Here is a 1,808-nt window from a genome sequence, read left to right on the forward strand (position 1 = left end):
CTTTAATCTCCATTAAACAGGATCTTCAGCGAAGTACATGGAATGGGCAGGAAACTGAGAATTTCCTGAGTGCCAGAATTCGCCTTCTGGACACTGGTCATGGCATTGCGCAGATGAGCCGCGCCTTTGAAGCGCTTCAGAAATGATGGGCTCTGCAGGAAGCTGCACAGTATAACTAAAGGGGTTGCTTGGTGAACTTTCTTTTTGTCGACGACGAACCCGAGATCCTTGAGTGGTACGTGGACCTTTTTCGATTTATGGCTCCTGAAGCAAAACTCATTATGGCAGCGGACGGCAGGGCGGCTTTGGAGAGCTGCAGGTCCACACAGTTTTCGTTGATCGTGACCGACTGCATCATGCCCAATATGGATGGAATGGAGTTCATAAGGCATTTAAGGTCCGAAGACACCTTGAGCAGGGCTGCACCCGTTATCATAGCTTCAGGGCGTGATCTCCCGGTGGATTTTATCGGAAAACATGACAATGTTCACGAAATTCAGAAGCCAATCAACGGCCAAATTTTGCTTAAATTGTCTTCAAAGCTGACAAAAATTCCCATTTTTTAGCCCTGGCATGGCACCATCCGACTGTGAAAAGCGGTCTGACCGAGGCGCAGATATTGTACGAAGAGTTTTGGAATCAGCTGTTTTTTTGCCGGAAATCCGTGCATTGAATCAGCCAGCTTGAAGTCGTCTGCCATGAATCCAAAGGCAGGAGAATACGCCGATTCCGTGAACAACACCCATGCGATAGCCTGTAGCCGTGAAATCACATTAAACCTCAGGTTTGGATTTTTTCACGATCTTCGGCCGATCTGAGGGCTGGGAACGGTGCTCGATGACAGGGCTTGCCTCCCGGGAAGCCTTGTGCTTCCCGCGAATCTCGGTCGTCCTTGCCTTAAGCCTTTCCCGCCACCGTTCGAAATCCGCCAGATATATGGGGCGGTCGGGCTCAGGTATATCCAGGGCACCCTCCTTCATCTTCGGCCACACCACTTCAAAGAACATATCGTTAAATTTTCGGATATGCCGTCGCCGGTGCATGAACTCATCCGATCCGGTCACCAGAGCATGTACATCTAAAGCCTTCAGGACCTCATCACGGGAGAGCTGAACTGCAGTTCCCGCAAATATGATGGCCCACTCAGGGTGAAGGCGCCCCGGATCCTTGAGCCGTTTGAAAAGATCGAATATCCATTCCCCATAAAGCTCTTTGAAAGTGAAGTATTCAAGCGGTGAAAAGCGGATGAACGGGAAATAGCCGAGGTTCCTGGCCTCTGCGGTGAAGTCGGGGCTTGGATCCGGGTTCATGATTTCCGCCTTAAAATCGAAAGGTCGGAATCAGGAATTTTCATCCTCTCAAAGTCATGCCTTGTTCTATCGAGGTCGGGATGCTGCCCCCCTGAGCTGCCTTGGTCGTCAGGCAAAAGATTATCCTTCATACGGATCCCCCCTTTCTTTTGCGAAGTCCCGGAAGTATCGGCTGGCTGCCATGATCATGGCCGGACGTTATTGCTTACGCCTCCAGCTGCCAAGCCAGGAATTTGATGAGTAAAAATGTGCCGCCATCCGAGGCGGCACTCAAAGGGCCTGTCACTAGAAATTCTTTTTACCGGGTTCAAATTTTGCATATCACTTCGCGTTTTTCCACAAAAAATCACGGTGCCGAACGGGTTCCAATTCAAAGGTTGATTGTTCCCAGATACAGGGCGGCTTCTGCCAGGATCTTCAAAAAATTGGCTCTTCAATATCCCACCCATTGATTGGTTTATCGATAACGTGCACATTTGCGTGCACCCTTAGCATGCC

2 protein-coding genes are annotated in these 1,808 nt (G+C 49.9%); one reads left to right on the top strand and one right to left on the bottom strand.

From position 1 onward, the window contains the following. The first annotated feature begins 191 nt into the window (after positions 1 to 191). Positions 192 to 566: a response regulator gene (locus VE954_RS14140; protein ID WP_324953790.1), complete on the top strand. Its 375-nt coding sequence runs from the start codon at positions 192 to 194 to the stop codon at positions 564 to 566. A gap of 207 nt (positions 567 to 773) precedes the next feature. On the opposite strand, the gene VE954_RS14145 is transcribed toward VE954_RS14140, so the two are convergent. Beyond that, positions 774 to 1,310, bottom strand: a complete 537-nt coding sequence (locus VE954_RS14145; protein WP_324953792.1) for a hypothetical protein — start codon at positions 1,308 to 1,310, stop codon at positions 774 to 776. Positions 1,311 to 1,808 lie beyond the last annotated feature (498 nt).

The sequence above is a fragment of the Oligoflexus sp. genome, from assembly GCF_035638955.1.
Classification (GTDB): domain Bacteria; phylum Bdellovibrionota_B; class Oligoflexia; order Oligoflexales; family Oligoflexaceae; genus Oligoflexus.